This is a genomic window from Cupriavidus sp. HY129 (genome assembly GCF_059492215.1).
In genome coordinates this window covers 911940-930936 of record NZ_CP083255.1, presented here as the reverse complement: position 1 = coordinate 930936, position 18997 = coordinate 911940, and the positions used below count along the sequence as shown (strand labels likewise).

Here is an 18997-nt window from a genome sequence, read left to right as displayed (position 1 = left end):
GCACCCGCAATCGAAAGAAAATTGCCTAGAATCGACTGGCAACTATTTAAAAATGCATACCATGACGCGAAACGAACCGAGCTGGGAGTGGTACCGGACATTCTTGCAGGTGCTGGAGGTCGGCTCGCTCTCCGCCGCCGGCCGGGCCCTCGGCATCACGCAGCCCACTGTCGGGCGACATATCGACAGCCTCGAGTCGGCCCTGGGGTTGAAGCTGTTCACGCGCTCGTTCGACGGCTTCGCCCCCACCGAGGCCGCTCATGAACTGAAGCCATACGCGGCGAGCATCGCCGCCACCGCCGCCGCGCTGCGCCGGGTTGCAAGCAGCCACGGCGCGGGCGTCCGGGGCACGGTACGGCTGACCGCGAGCGAAGTCATTGGTGCCGAGGTACTGCCTCCGATCCTGACGGCCTTGCGCGACGCGCATCAGGAGCTGGTGGTCGAACTCGTCCTGTCGAATCAGCCTGACGACCTGCTGCGCCGCGAGGCGGACATCGCCATCCGCATGTTCCGACCGGTCCAGGGGGCCTTGATCGCCCGGCATGTCGGCGGTATCGAAATTGGCTTGCACGCGCACACCCGCTATCTGCAGGCGCACGGCGTGCCTGGCTCGACGAGCGAGCTGTCGCGCCATGCGCTCATCGGCTTCGATCAGGAAAACGACTTCATCCGCCGGTTGCAGAGCAAGTTCAAACCCTTCTGGCGGGATAGCCTGGCGTTTCGCAGCGACAGCGACCTGGCCCAACTCGGCGCCATCCGTGCGGGATTCGGCATTGGCGTGTGCCAGGCCGCGCTGGCGGCACGGGATCCCCAACTGGTGAGGGTGTTGCCCGAGCAGTTCTCGGTCACGCTGGACACCTGGGTAGCCATGCATGAAGACCTGCGTGACAACGCACGCTGCGCCGTGACCTTCGCCGCGCTGGCCAACGGGCTGGACGCATATATCAAAAGTGCTCCCGGGCAAGGGGCCTGACCGCAACGCGCGGACATTCGCCGACGTCGGCCTGAAGCGGATGGCATCCGTCGCATCCTGCAAAATCAGGAATCATCCCGACAAGAAACTTTCATAACGGTGAAAGTGATTACTTGTCGTCACACCTGCTATACCTAATGAGGTTGACGCGCCACTGACCACCTGCATTGCGCCCGGCGCGCATTGTTCTATCGCACGAATCGGATCAACCAATCGCCTTTTCCCTTATCGGGACCATTTTCTTTTCAATGGAGAGCATCAATGGTTATTCAGGAAGGTTTTTCATTTGGAAACTTCATCATCGACGTTTTTTCCATCTTCCTTTTCATCCTGTGGTTCTGGTTGCTCATCACCATTTCCGGCGATCTGTTCCGGCGTCATGACGTATCGGGCTTCGCCAAGGTGCTGTGGGTGATCTTCCTGATCGTGCTGCCCTACATCGGCGTCTTCGCCTACATCCTCACTCAGGGTCGCGGCATGGCAGAGCGCAATCAGGAACGTGCGCGGGAGGCACGCAACGAACTTCGCCAGGTGGTCGGCTTCAGTGTCGCCGACGAACTGGAAAAGCTCGACCGCCTAAAAGCGTCCGGCTCCATCTCCGAGGACGAATTCAAGCGGCTGCGGGCAAAGCTGGTCGAGTAAAGCGTCGCGACCAGAGGCGGAAGTCCATCAAGGCTCAGGCGATTGCACACCCAGCACGGCCACGATCGCCAGCACCGCCACGCCTAGCAGGGCTTCGATAACGAAGCTCCTGCGCAGCGCCCGCACGGCCGCGCCACTGTCCGATGCCGTCGCCAGCGCCGGGCCCAGGCGATACCGGTTCAGCGCTGCCATCACCAGCATCGCGGCGAATAGCGCCAGCTTGACCAGCAGAATCCGGCCGTAGGGCGACGTCAGTCGCTCCAGCGTCGGCATGCCGGCGATGAACCAGTAGTTGACTGCCCCGGTCGTCACCAGCGTCCCGACGATTACGGTACCGATACTCGCAAACCCGCGCGCGGCGCGGTCCAGCACTGCGAGAACGCCCATCCGGGCCAGCATCAGGAATCCAGCCAGCGCGCCGATCCATGCGCCGCCCGCGAGCAGATGCGCAATATCGACCAGCAGATGCACGACGCCGGACAGCCCCTCGTTCATCGCGCCGTGGCCTCCCCATGCGAGCGTTGCCAGCGCGACGGCGCCACAGGCGACGAGGACCCGATAGCGCAGCGTCGGCCGATGCGCGAGCGCGAAGCTCGCGAGCAGTCCACCGAGAAGCGCGCTCATGCGAATGAAACAGGCGATACCGAAGGCTGTCTCGGTCGCGATCATCGCCACCGTATCGCCCCCCAGATCCGCATACCCTTCCACGCCGGTCATGGCCTTGGCCACCACGGCCATGTCCACGACGGAAAGCACCAGACCGATGAGCGCGGCCATCGTGGCGTAGCCGCTATAGCACCGGGCGCTGGCGGCTCCGCGTTCGTCCTTTCGCAGCGCGTACAGGGCAAACAGCGGCAAGCCAAACAGCAGCATCAGATCCAGATAGAGCGCGAACCGCACCCACACGTTGAGCCAGTCGACCTCCATTGGATAGCCCTGCCCGCGTTACTTCGTCGTGAAGGTGATGCTGCCGTTGACCGGATGGGTGTCCGACGACACCGCCCGCCAGTCCAGGCGATAGGTGCCCGGTACCAGCGGGCTCTTCGGCGTGATGATCATCGCCTTGGGATCGTCGCCCCCGGACACACTGGCCGCGATCTTCATTGGCGGATGATCGGCCATGCCGGGCATCCCGGTCATGACCAGATTCGCGCCGGAGACCTGCTTGACGAGGTTCTCGGAGAACAGCAGTTCGATCCGCGTGGGCGCGGGCCCTTCGGACTTGTCGGCAGGCGTGGCGCTGACAAGCTTGGGGTGCGCGAGGGCGGCGGCACTGGCCAGAAGCGCGGTGGCGGCAACCAGCGCCTTGGCCACGGTGTGGATATAAGTCATGAGATCTCCCTGGGTAAAACGATTGAAGCCGGACGCGATCAGAACCAGGCACGCACGCCGGCAACGAAACGCGTCTCGCCGCTACGGCCGCCTGATGTGCGAACCATATCGGCGGTATTGCCGAACGTCTGGTAGCGCTCGACGCCGATGTACGGCGCGAACTGGCGACTGAACTCGTAACGCAGACGCAATCCCACCGCGCCGTTCGACAGCCCACTACCGGTGCCGGTCGCCGGGTCATTCTTGCCGTACAGGTTCGCTTCGATGCGCGGCTGGAGAATCAGCCGCTGCGTAATCAGCAGCTCATACTCGGCAGACAGCCGCAGCGCGGTACGCCCCTCGTTGCCCACGTAAGCCGTGGCATCGACCTCGAACCAGTACGGCGCCAAACCCTGCACGCCGAAGGCCAGCCAGTTCCGCGCGGGCCGGCCATAGCCGGCATCGTTGCGCAAGCCGACCTGCGTATCCCAGAACGTGGAAATCGCATGGCCCCACAACAGCTCGGTGCGGGCCTCATGCACCCGGCCTTTCTCGGCTTCGCCTTCGGCCTTGATCACAAGTTTGTTATAGGCGCTGCCGATCCATGCCTGGGCTTCGTACGAGGTTGCATTGCTACCGTTGCCGTGCGTCCACTCCAGGCGGTCCACCAGCACCGAGGCAAACAGGTGTTCGTCGGCCATGTGAAGCTGGCGATGCTCGTCCAGCGCGTACTTGCCGACGCCGAGCAAGTAGCCGCCCGAATAGGCATTCGGATCGCGCGCATCCGGCGGCGCACTGCCTCCCTGCATCTTCATGTCGCCATGATCCATGGCGGGCGGCGCGCTTCCGGCGTTACCGCCGTCCATGGTCTGAATGTCGCCGCTTTCGCCGCTGTCCATGGTCTGGATCTCGCCGCCATCCATGCCCTGCATCGATGACATCGAATCCGAAGTGGTCGCGCTGGCCACGTTGGCAGATGGGGCAGCGTGCGACGCGTGGTCCGCGTGCGAATGCTGGGCCCATGCGGCGCCCATGCTGACGGAGAGAAGCGCCGCCGCGAGCAGCGTCAGTGTGAGTGGGTTGCGTGCTTTCATCATGCCACCACCACTTCACGGAACATGCCCATGTCCATATGCATCATCAAGTGGCAGTGCCATGCCCAGCGTCCGAGCGCATCGGCGGTCACGAGGAAGCTGATGCGTTGCGCGGGCTGCACGGGAATCGTATGACGACGGGCCTGGAACGTGCCGTCGGGCGCCTCCAGTTCGCTCCACATGCCATGCATGTGCATCGGGTGGGTCATCATCGTGTCGTTGTGGAGAATCACCCGCAGGCGCTCGCCATGCTTGAAGAACACCGGGGTCGACTTGCCGTACTCCACGCCGTCGAACGACCACGTGTAGCGCTCCATGTTGCCGGTCAGGTGCAACTCCACCTCGCGGCCCGGGCCACGATGGTCCATCGGGCCACCGACCGTATGCATGTCCGCCAGTGTCAGCACCCGGCGCCCGTTGTTGCGCAGCCCGATGCCGGGGTCGTCGAGGTTGGTGCGCGCCATGTCCACGCGCATGTCGGTGCTCGGACCGTACTCGGTACGCGCATGACGTGCCCGCGTGCTGGGTACCTTGAGCGAGTCGCCATGTGACATGCCACTCATCCCAGCCATGCCGGACATATCGGACATATCGTGCTGGCTATGATCCATGGGCATCGCGCCGTGGTTCATCGCGCCATGATCCATCGCCCCGTGGTTCATGCTGCCCATCATGTCACCCATGGTGAGCCACTCCGCCTTGTCGGGCGCCGGTACCGGCGGCTGCAGGCCCTCGCGCACGGCCAGCGTGCCGCGCGCGAAGCCGGTGCGGTCCATCGACTGGGCGAAGATCGTGTGCGCGTCGTCGGACGGTTCCACCAGCACGTCGCAGGTTTCCCCCGGGCCGAAGCGGAATTCGTCGACCGTCACGGGCTCGATGTTCTGGCCGTCGACCTGTATCACCTTGAGCTTCAGGTCCGGAATGCGCACGTCGTAGAACGTGTTGCCTGCGCCGTTGACGAAGCGCAGGCGCACGCGCTCGCCGGGACGGAACAGCCCCGTCCAGTTGCCGGCAGGGGTGACGCCATTCATCAGGTACGTCAGCGTGGCGCCCGACAGGTCGGCCAGATCGGTCGGGCTCATCCGCATCTGGTTCCACATCTTTCGCTTCTCCAGCGCGGCGCCAAGCCCGTCGTTGGAGACGTCGCGGAAGAAGTCCACTACGGTGGGCTGGTTGTAGTTGTAGTAGTCGCTCTGGATCTTGAGCTTGGACATGACCCGCATCGGATCCTCGTCCGTCCAGTCGGACAGCAGCACCGCGTAGTCGCGGTCGGCACGCACTGGATCTTCGTCGCCGTCGATAATCAGGCTGCCGTAGACGCCGGTCATCTCCTGGAAGCCCGAGTGCGAGTGGTACCAATAGCTGCCGGTCTGATCCACCTTGAAGCGGTAGGTGAACGTCTCGCCGGGCGGAATGCCCGGGAAGCTGATACCGGGCACGCCGTCCATCTGATACGGCAGGATGATGCCGTGCCAGTGAATCGAGGTGGGCTCGTTCAGGCGATTGGTGACGCGGATCGTCACCGTGTCGCCCTTGCGCCAGCGCAACGTGGGGCCGGGAAGCATGCCGTTGATGGTGGTGGCCATGCCGGGCTTGCCCGTGAAGTTGACCGCCGACTCGCCGATCACGAGATCGAACTCCGTGCCACGCAGGACCGGGGCGGTGCCATTGCCCGTTGCAGCCTGCCCGCCCCCGGAACTGGCCCAGCCTCCGGACGACAATCCCCCGAGCGCGCCGAGCACACCCCCGGCGGCAAGACCCTGGACGAAGCGACGCCGGGACAACCCCGCCCGCACAGGCAAAATCAGATCGGCCGGAACGTTGGCTCGCATGCTGTCAATTCCTTCTCATCGTGAAATCGCGCCAGCAAAATGGCGCAGCGAGCACAGAGTAGTCAGGGCGCGGTAACCACCTAATGACCCAAAAATTACATTCCGGTAATGTCCGCGTCATGTTCGGACCGCGGCGTACACTTGCGGCGTTTTCCGGGCACGGGGCCCGGGTGCATTGGTTTGACGAGGACACGTATGAAGCTCCTGGTGGTCGAGGACGAAACCAAGACTGGCGAATACCTGAGGCAGGGCCTGACCGAGGCCGGCTTCATCGTGGACCTCGTGCATAACGGGCAGGACGGCCAGCACATGGCGCTGAACGAGTCCTACGACCTGCTGATCCTCGATGTGATGCTGCCCGATATCGATGGCTGGCGCATCCTGCAGAACATCCGGGCCGCCGGCAATCCCGTGCCGGTGCTGTTCCTGACGGCGCGTGACAGCGTCGCCGACCGCGTGAAAGGGCTGGAACTCGGCGCGGACGACTACCTCGTCAAGCCGTTCGCGTTCTCCGAACTGCTGGCCCGCGTGCGCACGCTGTTGCGCCGGGGTGCCGCGCAGGCACCGGTCGATCGTATTCAGATCGCCGATCTCGTGCTGGATCTGGCCCGACGCAGAGCCACGCGCGCCGGGCGCAGGATCGTGCTGACTGGCAAGGAGTTCGCGCTGCTGGAACTACTGGCCCGCCGCCGTGGCGAGGTACTGCCGCGTTCGCTGATCGCCTCGCAGGTCTGGGACATGAACTTCGACAGCGACAGCAATGTGATCGACGTGGCGATCCGCCGCCTGCGCGCGAAGATCGACGACGACTTCGACGACAAGCTGATCCAGACCGTGCGTGGCATGGGATACGTGCTGGAAGCACCCGAGGATCTGGCCTGATGCGCGGCTATTCGCTGACCACGCGGCTGACCGCGCTGTTCTCGCTGACCTCGGCCTGCGTGCTGCTCGGGCTTGGCGTGCTGATCTTCACGGCCATGGACCGGCACTTCGCGGTGGAGGACTACGCGCTGCTGCGCGACAACATGCGCCTGGTCGAGAAGACCATCGCCGACAACACCGGCAGCACGCTGCCCACGCGCCTGGCGGACGCCTACCAGCATCACAGCGGACTCCTGGTCTATACGCGCGGTGCCAACGGTCAGGTGCACTACGCCACGCCGGATTTCGACTTTGCCGCAGCGCTGAAGACGTCGATTGAGGCATCGCGCAAGCATGTCGGCGATGACGACATCTTCCAATGGACGCAGGACGGCAAGACCTATCGCGGCATGCGTGCCACGGTGAACGCGGCGGGAGAACGCACCGACGTGCTGCTGGGGATGGACACGGAGATCCACGAGCATTTCGTCCACGCCTTCCGCCGATCGCTGGTCTCGTATGTAGCGCTGGCTGTGCTGGCCAGCGGTATTTTCGGCTGGTGGGCCGCGCGCCGAGGTCTGGCGCCATTACGCGCCATGGCCACGCGAGCAAAAGTCGTCACGGGAGACAAGCTCCATGAACGGATGCCGGTGGAAGCCGTTCCCGAGGAAGTGGCCAATCTCGCCGCCAACCTCAATGCGATGCTGGAACGCCTGCAGGATGATTTCCGCCGCCTGTCCGAATTCTCGTCCGATCTCGCGCACGAACTGCGCACGCCGCTGACGAATCTGATGACGCAGACGCAGGTGGCCTTGTCACAACCCAGGGACGCCGAGAAGTATCGGGAAATCCTGGCCTCCAATGCGGAAGAGCTGCAACGGCTGTCGCGCATGGTTTCGGACATGCTGTATCTGGCCAAGATGGAACACGGGCTCGACCTGCCGCACAAGGAAACCATTTCCATCGCGCAGGAAGCGGGGGCGCTGTTCGAGTTCTATGAAGCGCTGGCCGAGGACAAACAGGTGGCACTGCGGCTGCAGGGCGACGGCATCGTCGAGGGCGACCGCCTGATGCTGCGGCGCGCGCTGAGCAATCTGCTCTCCAACGCGCTACGCCACACACCGCAGGCCGGCGCGGTGGTTGTCGAGGCGCACGCGGAAGGCGGCAGCGTGGTGGTGGCGGTGGAAAACGATGGGCCCGAGATTCCGGCCGAGTTGTTGCCTTCGCTGTTCGATCGGTTTTTCCGCGGTGACAAGTCGAGGCGGCGGCCCGAGTCGGACAGCGTCGGGCTTGGGCTCTCCATCACGCGCGCGATCATGACCGCGCACGGCGGCGGTATCTCGGTCCAGTCGGCGAACGGAAAGACCCGTTTCGTGCTGCGATTCCCGCCGCGGAGCGCGCAAGCCTGATCAGGCGCGCGCGACGCGCACCTTGCTGCGTTCCAGCACTTCGAAGACCAGCATCCCGGCCGCCATGGCCAGCACGAAGCCGATGGCCTTCGGATAGCCTGCGCCCAACGCCACCAGCGCGGGGCCCGGGCAGAAGCCCGCCGTCCCCCAACCGATACCGAACAGCGCGCTGCCGATGAGGAGCCTCGGCGTGATGACAGTATTCGTCGGCAGCTGCATGGGCAACCCGAGCAGCGAACGCTGGCGGCGCTTGGCCAGCAGGAACGCCACCGAGCCAATCGCAATGGCGCCGACCATCACGAAGGCGAGCGAGGGGTCCCAACGCCCCGCCAGGTCGAGAAAACCCAGCACCTTGGCCGGATTGGCCATGCCGGAAACCATCAGGCCGATGCCGAACAGCAGGCCCGCGAGCAGTGCGGTGATGGCGCTCATATCAGGCTCCGATCAGGTGATGGGTAACGAAAACGGTCAGAAAGCCTGCCGCCATGAAGGTCAGCGTGGCCACCAGCGAACGGATGGACCCACGCGAGATACCGCAGACGCCGTGGCCGCTGGTGCATCCGCCCGCGTAGCGCGTGCCGATCCCGACCAGAAAGCCCGCGACTAGCACCTCGCCCCAGCTTGCCTGGATATCGGCCCTGGCCGGCATCCCGAACAGCGCGGCAAGTATCGGTGCGCCGATCAGCCCTATCAGGAAGGCCACCCGCCACGTCATGTCGCGGCGCGGCAGGCTCAGCAGCCCGCCCAGGATGCCGCTGATGCCAGCGATCCGCCCATTGAACAGCACCAGCACGGCTGCAGCCACGCCAATGACGATGCCCCCGGCCAGGGACAGGCCCGGGGTGAAATTGCCAAGATCGATCAGCAGCATGTTCGCTCCTCAGGAATTCGCGCAGAACTGTTCGTACAGCACGGCCATGACAGCAAGTGCCTGTTCGCTGGCCACGGCATAGATGATGTTCTTGCCCTCGCGGCGCGTGGCTACCAGACCGTTTTCACGCAGCACGGCAAGCTGTTGGGACAACGTGGGCTGGTGAATGCCGAGCCGCGCCTCCAGTTCGCCCACCGACAGTTCGCCCTGTGAAAGCTGGCACATCAGCAGCAGGCGGTCGGGGTTGGCCAGCACCTTGAGCAGCGCGCAGGCGTCCGCCGCTGCACTTTGCAGGCTGACGAGGTCGATGGAGGAATGTGTCTGGTTCATGGGCCGGTGCCGGTATGCGCCGATATGGGCCCCGGTACGGGCCGGGCCGGGCCGGGCCGGGCATCAATTGCGAGAATTATAGTCTATAAAAATATAGATTGTTAACGGATACCCGGCAGACTTGCAGCGTCTGCCGGGTCGTTACCGCTCAGTCGTCAAAGTCCCACATGCGATGGAGATCGAGCTTCAGACGGGTATCCGACTCGAGCACGTCGACATTGGCCAGGCGCTCCGCCAGCAAGGCGTCGGCCAGGTTTCGTCGCACGACAATCAGCTCCTGCAAGCCAGACTCTCCGGCGCGATACGCGCGCGTTGCGCGATCCGACGCCGTCCGTTGCAGCGTCGCAGCCTCGGTCTGGGCCGCTGCCGCCGCGCGCTTGCCGGACAGGTTCCGGTACAAGACGTCGAACTCCGCACCCAGGCGTTGCTCGACACCCAGCCGCTTCCGCGCGGCCGCCTCGGCATCCGCCGCAGCCGCCACTGCGTTAGAGCGTCGATACGCCGAGCCAAGCGGCATCGACACGCTGACCCCGAGAATCCGCTCTGCGCCGCCGCGTTCCACCGTGACGAACATGCCGACGGTCGGGTCCGGCTTGCGGTCCAGATCCGATCGTTTGGCCTGCTGCAATGCATGGGCTTCTTCCGCCATCGCCAGCAGGTATTCATGGCTGTCCTGCACGTAGATGCCGCGTAACTGCTCGGCCGGCTCCTGCGGAGGCTGCGGCAGCGCGATGCGAACGGGTGCCGGCGCCGGTTGACCCAGCATCGGGAAACGCGCGCGCAACTCGGCGAGCGATGCCGACTCGGTGGCCTGGGCGGTGGCCACCGTTGCACGTGTGCGCGCCAGTTCTGCCGCTGCCAGTTCCGCGTCGAGACGCGCGGCGTCACCCACCTGCACGCGCCGCGTCGTCATGGCTGCGAGGTCCGCCGCCGCGCGCGCATTGTCCTCGGCGGCCACGCGGGCCTGCCCAGCCCGAATTGCGGCGATCCAGAGGCTCAGGATCTGACGCGATGTTTCGTGCTTGGCGTCCTTGACCGAGAGGTTGCCGGCCTCGGTCGCGAGATCGGCCAGGGCGCCGTCGGCCTCCGCCTTGCCCCAGAGACGCAGCGGACGCTCGATTGCAATCTGGCCTTCGGGATAGCGCTCTGAGGGCTCGCGCACCTGCCGGCCCTGGCCGATCACCCTGACAACCGTTTCCGCCGTGCCCGCGCGCGTGCCCGCGGCGCGTGCCGTCGTGGCATCCCGCCGCGCTTCAGCCGTGAGCACGTCGGGCGCCCGCGCAACGGCCTCGCGCACTGCCGCCTCGGCAGGCAGGTACGACTGCGCGTCCTGCGCGAAGACGGCACCATTCGAGAGCAACGCGGCTCCTATCATCGCCAACGTGATGTTTCGCATTGCCGGCTTCATTGCATCTCTCCCTTGGCAGACGGACGAAGGCCAGGCACGCCGAAACGTTCGAACAACAGCGGCAGCAGGAGCAGCGTCAGCGCGGTGGATGTCACCAGTCCGCCGGACACGACAATCGCCAGCGGCCGCTGGATTTCAGAACCCGGGCCGGAGGCCAGCAGCAGCGGAATCATGCCGAGTGCCGCAATGCACGCGGTCATCAACACGGGCCGCAAGCGATCGCGCACGCCGACGCGCACGGTGGTGGCCATATCGTGCCCTTCGTCCAGCAACGCATTGAAGTGCGACACCAGCACCACGCCGTTGAGCACCGCGATGCCGAGCAGCGCGATAAAGCCCACCGACGCCGGCACGGACAGGTACTCGCCCGAGATCCGCAATGCGGCAATGCCACCGACCAGCGCGAACGGAATATTGGCGATGATCAGCACCGCCTGACGCACCGACCGGAACGTCAGCATCAGCAGCAGGAAGATCGCGCCCAGCGCCAGCGGCACCACCAGCGCGAGACGGGCCGCCGCGCGTTGCTGGTTCTCGAACTGGCCACCCCATACGATGCGCAGACCCTTGAGCGACGCAAGCTGATTCACCGCGGTTTGCGCTTCCTGCACGAAGCCAGCCAGATCGCGCCCACTCACGTTGACCTGGACCACGGCAAAGCGCGCCCCGTCCTCATGGTTGATGCGGACCGGTCCGTCGATGCGGTCGATACGCGCGAGCGACGTCAGTGGCCATACCTTGCCATCGGGCGCCGTCACCAGCAGACCCGTGAAAGCATCCGGCACCTGCCGCAGCCCCGGCCCGCCGCGCAGGATCAGGGGCGTGCGGACGATGCCTTCCGGCACCACGCCGATGCGGTCGCCTTCCACCAACGCGCGCAGTTGCGCCTGCAATGCGTCGCCGCTGAATCCGGCCTGCCCGGCCGCGGCCCTGTCGATCACTACGTTCATGTACTGCACGCCGCTGTTGCTCGGTGCGATCACCTCGGCCACGCCGTTGATCTTGCGTACCGTTGCGGCGATGGCGGTAGCGGCGTTGTCGATGGACGCAAGGTCGTTGCCGAATATCTTGATGGCCACATCGCCCCGCGTGCCGGTCAGCATCTCGGAGACGCGCATCTCGATTGGCTGCGTGAAACCGTAGACCACGCCCGGGAAGCGCTCCATCACCTTGCGGATCGATTCCGCGATATCGTCCTTGGTTCCGCGCCACTCGTCCTTCGGCTTGAGCACCAGGAAAGTGTCGGTCTCGTTCAGCCCCATCGGGTCCAGTCCCAGATCGTCCGACCCGGTACGCGCCACCACCGAGCGGATTTCAGGCACTTCCTTGAGCAGCGCCCGCTGGACACGCTGATCCAGCTCGAGCGATGCCGCCAGCGATACGGATGGCGCCTTCTGCAACTGCACGATCAGGTCGCCCTCATCCATGCTCGGCATAAACGTCTTGCCAACGGACACATACAGCCCGACCGCCAGCAACAACGCCGCGCCGGCCACCCCGAATACGGCGCGGCGATGCGCAAAACACCACTGCTGCAGCCGCGCAAACCCCGCAGCCACCTTGCGCATCATCCACGGCATCTCGTCCGCGTGGGCCTTCAGCACCAGCGACGCCAGCGCCGGCACCACCGTGAAGGCAATCACGATCGACGACGCCAGCGCCAGCACGATGGTCAGCGCCACCGGCGAGAACAGCTTGCCTTCCAGCCCCTGCAGCGACAGCAATGGCAGGAACACGATGGCGATGATCGACACCCCGGCCAGCATCGGCGTCGCCACCGATGTCACGGCGTGCCGGATAGCGGCGCCGCGCAGATCACTACGCGCTCCATGCTTCTCCTCGCGAGCCAGCGCCGTCTCGATGTTCTCCACCACCACCACGGCAGCGTCCACCAGCATGCCCAGCGCGATGGCCAGGCCACCCAGGCTCATCAGGTTGGCGGTGAGCCCGACGTAGCGCATCAGCAGGAAGGTCGCCAGGATCGACAGTGGCAGCGTGGCCGCCACCACCAGCGCAGCGCGCACGCCTCCGAGAAACAGGTACAGCAGCACCACCACCAGCACGCTGGCTTCGATCAACGCGCGCACCACAGTGTTGGCCGCACGCGATACCAGCTCGCCACGGTTGTAGAACACGTGGGTCGTCATGCCCTTGGGCAAGTCGGGCGCCAGCGCATCGAGTCGCGCCTGCACGGCATCCACCAGCTTGCGGGCATCGGTACCACGCAGGCCGAGCACGAGGCCCTCGACCACTTCGCCGCGCCCGTCCTGCGTCACCGCGCCGTTACGCGTGGCTTCACCGAGCTTGACCGTGGCGACATCTCCGACGGCCACCGCCGCAGCATCCGCCATGCCCTGCCCGGACTCGACCACGATCGTGCGCAGATCGTCGACACCACGCACCCCGCCTTCCACCCGCACGACCCAGTGCTCGTCGCCCTGCTCCAGCCGGCCCGCGCCGTCGTTGCGGTTATTGGTGTCGAGCGCGTCGCGCAGCTGTTGCAGCGTCACGCCCCGGGCGCGCAGCCGCGCGGGATCGGGAATCACTTCGTAGCTGCGGACCTCGCCACCGAGCGAGTTGACATCGGCCACGCCCGGCACAGTACGCAGCGCGGGGCGGATCACCCAGTCGAGCACACGCCGCCGGTCTGCCAGGCTGTAGCCATCGCCATCGACGGTGAACATGAACATCTCGCCCAGCGGCGTGGTCACGGGCGCGAGCCCCCCGACTGCCGATGACGGCAAATCGCGCGCGATACCTGCCATGCGCTCCGACACCTGCTGGCGTGCCCAGTAGACGTCCACCCCTTCCTCGAAGTCGACCGTGACATCGCTGATGCCGTACTTCGACACCGAGCGGACGATCGTCTTGTGCGGAATGCCCAACAACTCCTGCTCGATCGGCGTGGAGACGCGCTGCTCTACCTCCTCGGGCGTCATGCCCGGCACCTTCAGCACCACCTTGACCTGCGTGGGCGAGATATCAGGAAACGCGTCAATTGGCAGATTCAGATAGGCCCACGCCCCGGCCGCCGCCAGCACGCAGGCGGCGATCAGCACCAGCGGGCGCTGCCGCAGGGAAAAATCAATCAGACGGCCTACCATCACTGGTCTCCCGTCAGGATGCCCTTGAGCGCCCCAATGCCGGTGACCGCCACGCGAGCGCCGGCAGGCAGCCTGGTCCGGACGACGGCGGTGGCGTCGTCGGTGCTGTCGATCTCGACGCGGTGGAACGTGAAGCCCTTGTCAGTGGCCAGGAATACGCCGGGCACCCCCTGCCAGTACACCAGCGCAGCGGCCGGAATCCGCACGCGGCCGGGCGCGCCGGACCCGTCCGTGGCGCCGCGCAGCACCAGTGTGACGTTGATGTTCTCGCCCGCCCGAAGGTTGCCGCGCCGCTCCAGCGACGCCCGCACGCGCACGCCGGCGGTGCCATCGCCTGTCGGCGCAATACCGATCACCTTGCCGCTGGCGCCGCGCGGCTTGATGTCCACGGTATCGCCCAGCGACGGCACGGGAATGTCGCGGCCAACCAGCAGGTCCAGTTCCACCGCGTCGGGATCGACGATCCGGAACAGCGGCGCGGCGGCGTCCACGCGCGCGCCGGGAACAGCATTGACCTCGGACACCACGCCGGAACGATTGGCTACCAGTTGCGCCTCGCCGCCCGCGCCCGTGAAAGCGATGCCCGCCGAGGCCAGCTCGGCACGCCGTGCCTTGACCATCGCCGCCGCCTCGGTCGCGCGGGCCTCGGTGGCCTGCAGACGGCTGTTCGCGATGATGCCGTCGTCGAACAGCAGCTTGTCACGGGCCAGCGATTTCTGGGCGAGGTTGACCTGCGAGTTGGCTTCCGTCAGCGCGCGGCTGGCTTCGAAAAGCTGCGGACTGGCGAACGTCGCCAGAGCCTCCCCACGCCGCACGGTCTGACCGACCGCCACGATCACGCGCGGCACGATCCCCGCGTAGGGCGCTGCCACGACGTACTGGGCGTCGGGCCGGAAAACGACCCGCGCGTGCGTGCCAACCTCCAGGTTTGCCGACGCCTGGACAGGACTGAACCGCACGCCCAGCGCCCGCGCCTGGTCGGCGGACAGTGGCACCGGCTGCATCGCCGGCGGGTTGGTGGACTGGGCAAACGACTGCCCGACAAGAAACACGGCCGACGCGATAGCCGCGCCGATCCTGGGGAACCGGGAAAAGACCATACATGACTCCAGAATGCGAAACCCGCGCGGGCCCGCTCTCGAATCAGGGCGCGCGCGAACATGCCGGCGGACTGCCGGCCGGTGACATCAGGAGAAGATGGGGGGAGCTTGGGCTGGTGGTGGCCATCCAACACGACTGGACCATCGGCCACGCGGTGATGCTGGCCGCCAGGCACGGCGCGGCGTGACGTAGACCGCGAGCGCGGCCAGCAGGACAAACGTCAGAACAGACGCGCCAAGCACGGCAGCGGCCTGGAGCAACAGGGAAAAGGAAAGCGGCCCGATGGCGGTTTCGACATCGACCTCGAAGGGCTCGCGATGAGAGCCAAAGGCGTGGTGATGGTGGTCGCCATGCCTGCTCAAATCCTCGAAACGCGAATGAGAATCGACTGATCTGGACGGCGACGTATGCACGTGCAGGCCAGTCTGGTTGGGAGTACCGATATGGCCGTGCAGGAGCGGGGTCAGCAACTGCGCCAATACGATGATCAGCAGCAGCGCGCCCCGGAGCGGGATGCTCGCGGTCGCACGTGTCATGACGGTGGATTGTAGCCGATGCGGCTTGCATCCACATCGGTGGAAGGCGGTGCGTTTTTAACTCAACCAGGTTAGCAGAGATACGGGTCGATCGACTCGCAGTGCTTGTCTTAACGCTGGCTTAAGACTGGCTTGGTTCTTCGCGCGACCAAGGTCCTTGCTGTCGATGGTGTTTCCACCACAGACATAGGAAGAATCCTAGAAACGGTTGACCCTTCCCATGACGAGTCATACACTCGCCGACAGAAATTTATCGGCACCGGGTCAGCCGAACATATATAGAAAAAGGAGCACACATGGGACAACCCTGCCCCACGGTGCAACATGGTCACGTGCGTACGCGCGGACTGTTTCGGGATATCGGGTTCACTGGGGAGGACGCGCGCACGCGCGGGTCGTCGCGTGGCTTCACGCTGATCGAACTCATGATCACGGTCGCCATTATCGGCATCCTCGCCGCCATCGCGATTCCCAACTACCAACGTTACGTCATTAAGGGCAACCGCGCCGCGGCCGAGGCATTCGTCCTCGAGGCCGCGAGTCTGCAGGAACGCTACCTGGTCGACAATCGCGCCTACGCCACAACCCTTTCCGCACTTGGCTTCGCTGTCTTGCCGGATTCGATCGCGCCCAACTACCAGGTCACCCTCACCGTGACGGCCACGCCTCCGGCCTACGTTTTCACCGCGACCCCGATCAATACCCAGCTTGCCTCGGACACGGACTGCGGCGTACTGACGCTGAACAATACCGGCGACAAAACGGCCGCCGGCGTGGCACCCACCTCCTGCTGGAAATAGGCCATGCCGAACCTCTCGCCAACCTTGCCGGCGACGCAGCGCGCCGCCGGCTTCACGTTGATCGAGCTGATGGTCACCGTCATCGTGCTGGTGATCGTCGTCTCCATGGCCGCGCCAAACATGAGCCAGCTGATCTCGTCGCAACGCACCCGTAACGCCGCCGCCGATCTGGCCTCCGCCTTGACCCTGACGCGCAGCGAAGCGGTCAATCGCAGTGCCACCACGACGATGACGGCATCCGGCACCGGCGGATCATGGACCGGTGGCTGGGCCGTGGCGGCCGGCACCGCCCGGATTCGCGGCTATGGCCCGTACGACGGCATCACCATTACCGCAAGCAGCGGAAGCTCGCTGGCCATCGGCAATGATGGCCGCCCCATTGCTGGCACCCAGACATTCCAGGTGGCGCCATCCACCAATGCGACCAGCGCCACGACTCTCTGCGTCCAGTTGGGCGGCACCGGGCGCGTGACCACCGTGAACGGAACTTGCACATGATGAATCGCATGCACCGCACACAAAGGCCGCGCCGCCAGCGCCCGGGAATCGGCCTGGCATCACAGCGTGGCGCCACCATGATCGAGGTGCTGGTCTCCGTCGTGATCCTGCTGATCGCGCTGCTCGGCACGGCCGGGCTGATCGCGCGCTCGGGACAGACCGAGATGGAGTCTTACCAGCGCGCGCAGGCACTCACGCTGCTGAAAGACATGGTGGCGCGCATTAACGCCAATCGTCAGGCTGCCCCCTGCTATGCCAGCGGCAGCGCCATGACCGTGATGGGCAACGCCACCGTCGCGCCACCGGTGTGCACGGGCGTGAGCAATGCCCAACTGGGCACGGCCACGGCCGATCTCGCCGCATGGAACACCGCGCTGCAGGGTAGCGCCGAGAGCAGCAGCAGCGGCACGGCGGTCGGCGCCATGATCGGCGCGCTTGGCTGTATCGAATCGATCGATGCCACCAACCAGATCTACCGCGTCACGGTGGCATGGCAGGGGCTGGCGCAAACCGTGACCTCCTCGTTGCCATGCGGTGCGGGCTCGTTCGGCAACGACGCGAACCGCCGCGCCATCAGCGTAACGGTCCGCATCGGAGTCCTGTCATGACGCGGGCGCATCATGCAGCCGCGCTGCGCCTGAGGGGCCGGCAACGCGGTTTCTCGCTGGTCGAGCTGATGGTGGCCATCACGCTCACCCTGATCATCCTGACCGCACTTTCGGCGCTCTTTCTCAATACCAGCACGACGCGCAACGAGTTCGCCAACAGCGCCGACCAGATGGAGAACGGCCGGTACGTGCTCGACACGATGACCCGCGAGCTAGAGCTTGCAGGTTTCTTCGGCCCGACCAACCTCTCCACCAAGGCGCAGGTTTCGAGCCCTGATGTCTGCGCCACCGATCCCAGCGCGCTCGGCTTCTCGGGGTCGCCTGTCACGATGCCGCTTGGCGTGCAAGGCTTCGCGCCCGGCACCGTCGCGCCGTGCCTGTCGAATCTGCTGGCAAGCTCCGAGATCCTGGTGGTTCGGCGCGTGTCGACCACGCCGGTCAGCGCCGCGGTAACCGGCACACCGTATCTGCAGGCGTCCTATTGCGCGAGCGACACGTCGCAGATGGTCTTCGGCGCCAGCGCCGCGCAGTTCACCTTGCGCACCAAGACCTGTGACAACACCGTGCCGACTGAGCTGCGCCAGGCGACGGTCCGCATCTATTACCTTGCCGGATGCGACCAGTGCAGCGGCAGCGGAGACGGCGTGCCGACGCTGAAAATGGCCGAGCTAAGTAACGGCGCATTCCAGATCCAGTCGGTGGCCGTCGGCATCCAGGACATGCATCTGATCTACGGGGTCGATCTGGATAACAACGGCGCGCCCGACTGCTACGTGGCAGACCCCGGTAGCAACAATGCCGCGCAGTGCACGACAGTGACGACTTACGACTGGAGCACGCCACTGACCAACTGGAAGAACGTGACCGCCGTCCGGATCGGCGTGCTGGCCCGTACCTCGCGCACGACGAACGGCTGGACGGACACGCGTACCTACGACCTCGGTCGCGCGCAAGCGGCTGGCCCTTTCAACGACAGCTACAAGCGTCACATCTACGCGCAGACGGCCCGCCTGATCAACGTCGCGGGGAACAGGGAATGAAGATGCACCGGACACGACGCCGACAATCCGGCGCAACGCTCCTGATCACGATGATCTTCGTCGTGATCTTCCTGCTGCTGGTCATCTCCCTGGTGAGCACCGGCATCGTCAATACCAAAGTGACGGCCAACCAGCAGCACAACGTCGAAGCGGTCAGCGCGGCGCAGCAAGGCATCGAGCAGGTCATCAGCCAGGACTTCACGTCCGCGCCGGTCGCCACCACCGTCCCCGTGGATGTGAATGGCGATGGCAAGGCGGACTACACCGCGCAAGTGGCGACGCCGGTTTGCCAATCGAGCACCACGATCACGAACACGCAACTCGACGTCACCAATCCAGATGACGTGGCGTGCTTCGTCGGCAACGGTAACAACAACACCGGCATCATCGATGCCACCGGCGGTAGCGGAGGCAACTCGCTCTGCAACACCACGCAATGGGATGTCAGCGCCACCGTGAACGACACAGGCTCCACCAACGCCAATGCAACGCTCCATCAGGGCATCGCGGTACGAGTGCCCTACGGTACCGCCTGTCCCTGATCAACAACGCAGCTGCCTTTCAATTCGCCGCTCCAGG

The 18997-nt window shown here is 65.2% G+C and carries 20 protein-coding genes; 9 read left to right on the top strand and 11 right to left on the bottom strand.

The features are described from left to right. Positions 1-61: 61 nt before the first annotated feature. A complete protein-coding gene (locus tag K6G35_RS20525; RefSeq protein ID WP_286882680.1) occupies positions 62-973 on the top strand; it encodes a LysR family transcriptional regulator in 912 nt (303 codons plus the stop codon). Positions 974-1234: 261 nt separating this feature from the next. Further along, complete coding sequence (locus tag K6G35_RS20520; RefSeq protein ID WP_008647667.1) at positions 1235-1615, top strand: SHOCT domain-containing protein; 381 nt, start codon at positions 1235-1237, stop codon at positions 1613-1615. Between the two features lie 27 nt (positions 1616-1642). Here the strand turns inward: K6G35_RS20520 and copD are convergent, their stop codons facing one another. The 4 genes from copD to K6G35_RS20500 are packed head-to-tail and all read right to left on the bottom strand — an operon-like array spanning position 1643 to position 5852. Continuing rightward, positions 1643-2542, bottom strand: a complete 900-nt coding sequence (gene copD / locus K6G35_RS20515) for a copper homeostasis membrane protein CopD (protein WP_495676938.1) — start codon at positions 2540-2542, stop codon at positions 1643-1645. Between the two features lie 18 nt (positions 2543-2560). Then, positions 2561-2947, bottom strand: a complete 387-nt coding sequence (gene copC, locus K6G35_RS20510; RefSeq protein ID WP_495676937.1) for a copper homeostasis periplasmic binding protein CopC — start codon at positions 2945-2947, stop codon at positions 2561-2563. A gap of 38 nt (positions 2948-2985) precedes the next feature. Beyond that, a complete protein-coding gene (locus K6G35_RS20505) occupies positions 2986-4023 on the bottom strand; it encodes a copper resistance protein B (protein ID WP_035882798.1) in 1038 nt (345 codons plus the stop codon). Next, complete coding sequence (locus tag K6G35_RS20500) at positions 4020-5852, bottom strand: copper resistance system multicopper oxidase (protein ID WP_495676936.1); 1833 nt, start codon at positions 5850-5852, stop codon at positions 4020-4022. The genes K6G35_RS20505 and K6G35_RS20500 overlap by 4 nt, the downstream gene beginning before the upstream one ends. A 195-nt stretch (positions 5853-6047) precedes the next feature. On the opposite strand from K6G35_RS20500, the gene K6G35_RS20495 reads away from it, so the two are divergent. Together K6G35_RS20495 and K6G35_RS20490 are read left to right on the top strand one after the other, a co-directional pair. Further along, entirely contained in the window at positions 6048-6734 is a 687-nt protein-coding gene (locus tag K6G35_RS20495) for a heavy metal response regulator transcription factor (protein ID WP_008647673.1), read from the top strand. Next, a complete protein-coding gene (locus tag K6G35_RS20490; protein WP_495676935.1) occupies positions 6734-8122 on the top strand; it encodes a heavy metal sensor histidine kinase in 1389 nt (462 codons plus the stop codon). The genes K6G35_RS20495 and K6G35_RS20490 overlap by 1 nt, the downstream gene beginning before the upstream one ends. Here the strand turns inward: K6G35_RS20490 and K6G35_RS20485 are convergent, their stop codons facing one another. The 7 genes from K6G35_RS20485 to K6G35_RS20455 form a co-directional block, all read right to left on the bottom strand. Then, on the bottom strand, positions 8123-8554 hold the full coding sequence (locus K6G35_RS20485) for a DUF6691 family protein (RefSeq protein ID WP_495676934.1): 432 nt from the start codon (positions 8552-8554) through the stop codon (positions 8123-8125). It abuts the gene before it with no gap. 1 nt (position 8555) lies between these two features. Continuing rightward, a complete protein-coding gene (locus tag K6G35_RS20480; protein WP_024570749.1) occupies positions 8556-8990 on the bottom strand; it encodes a YeeE/YedE family protein in 435 nt (144 codons plus the stop codon). Between the two features lie 12 nt (positions 8991-9002). Next, positions 9003-9323: an ArsR/SmtB family transcription factor gene (locus tag K6G35_RS20475; protein WP_008647678.1), complete on the bottom strand. Its 321-nt coding sequence runs from the start codon at positions 9321-9323 to the stop codon at positions 9003-9005. A gap of 148 nt (positions 9324-9471) precedes the next feature. Further along, positions 9472-10731: a TolC family protein gene (locus tag K6G35_RS20470; protein ID WP_495676933.1), complete on the bottom strand. Its 1260-nt coding sequence runs from the start codon at positions 10729-10731 to the stop codon at positions 9472-9474. After that, positions 10728-13835, bottom strand: a complete 3108-nt coding sequence (locus tag K6G35_RS20465) for an efflux RND transporter permease subunit (RefSeq protein ID WP_495676932.1) — start codon at positions 13833-13835, stop codon at positions 10728-10730. The genes K6G35_RS20470 and K6G35_RS20465 overlap by 4 nt, the downstream gene beginning before the upstream one ends. Continuing rightward, entirely contained in the window at positions 13835-14935 is a 1101-nt protein-coding gene (locus K6G35_RS20460) for an efflux RND transporter periplasmic adaptor subunit (RefSeq protein WP_008644021.1), read from the bottom strand. Before K6G35_RS20460 ends, K6G35_RS20465 begins: the two co-directional genes overlap by 1 nt. An 87-nt stretch (positions 14936-15022) precedes the next feature. Next, complete coding sequence (locus tag K6G35_RS20455) at positions 15023-15472, bottom strand: hypothetical protein (protein ID WP_008644019.1); 450 nt, start codon at positions 15470-15472, stop codon at positions 15023-15025. Between the two features lie 296 nt (positions 15473-15768). Here K6G35_RS20455 and K6G35_RS20450 point away from each other — a divergent pair, with 296 nt between their 5' ends. From K6G35_RS20450 to K6G35_RS20430, 5 genes are read left to right on the top strand one after another with little or no spacing between them, the layout of a single operon-like run. After that, positions 15769-16272 carry a type IV pilin protein gene (locus tag K6G35_RS20450; RefSeq protein ID WP_035882808.1) on the top strand — a complete coding sequence of 168 codons (504 nt, stop codon included), beginning with the start codon at positions 15769-15771 and terminating at the stop codon, positions 16270-16272. Positions 16273-16275: 3 nt separating this feature from the next. After that, a complete protein-coding gene (locus K6G35_RS20445) occupies positions 16276-16770 on the top strand; it encodes a pilus assembly FimT family protein (RefSeq protein ID WP_035882810.1) in 495 nt (164 codons plus the stop codon). Beyond that, positions 16767-17378, top strand: a complete 612-nt coding sequence (gene pilV, locus K6G35_RS20440; RefSeq protein WP_495676931.1) for a type IV pilus modification protein PilV — start codon at positions 16767-16769, stop codon at positions 17376-17378. Before K6G35_RS20445 ends, pilV begins: the two co-directional genes overlap by 4 nt. After that, the gene (locus tag K6G35_RS20435) at positions 17375-18418 is read left to right on the top strand and encodes a PilW family protein (RefSeq protein WP_008644014.1); all 1044 of its coding nucleotides are present in this window, start codon (positions 17375-17377) and stop codon (positions 18416-18418) included. Before pilV ends, K6G35_RS20435 begins: the two co-directional genes overlap by 4 nt. Further along, complete coding sequence (locus K6G35_RS20430; protein ID WP_008644012.1) at positions 18415-18960, top strand: pilus assembly PilX family protein; 546 nt, start codon at positions 18415-18417, stop codon at positions 18958-18960. The genes K6G35_RS20435 and K6G35_RS20430 overlap by 4 nt, the downstream gene beginning before the upstream one ends. Positions 18961-18997: the final 37 nt, after the last annotated feature.